1 protein-coding gene is annotated in these 219 nt (G+C 53.4%); it reads left to right on the top strand.

Translation table 11 applies throughout. The annotated features are described in order from the left end of the window. The coding region (locus tag JNB88_RS33370) for a transposase (RefSeq protein ID WP_220359188.1) at window positions 1–219 on the top strand (219 nt) is incomplete at both ends.

Genomic DNA, 219 nt, shown 5'->3' with positions numbered 1-219 from the left:
TGATCAATGGCATTTTGTGGCGTTTCAGAACTGGTTGCTCTTGGCGGGATATTCCTGAGCGCTACGGCCCTCGTACGACACTTTACAATCGATTCTCGCGCTGGCGCAAAGCTGGCGTTTGGGACCGACTTCTTGAAGCGGTATCAAGGCGTTACGACGGCGATATAGTTATGATCGACTCGTCGTGTGTGCGCGTTCACCAGCATGGTGCCAACGCAA

It is taken from the genome of Rhizobium cauense (assembly GCF_019511525.1).
GTDB classification, from domain to species: Bacteria; Pseudomonadota; Alphaproteobacteria; order Rhizobiales; family Rhizobiaceae; genus Rhizobium; species Rhizobium cauense.
This window is presented reverse-complemented; position numbering and strand designations above follow the sequence as displayed.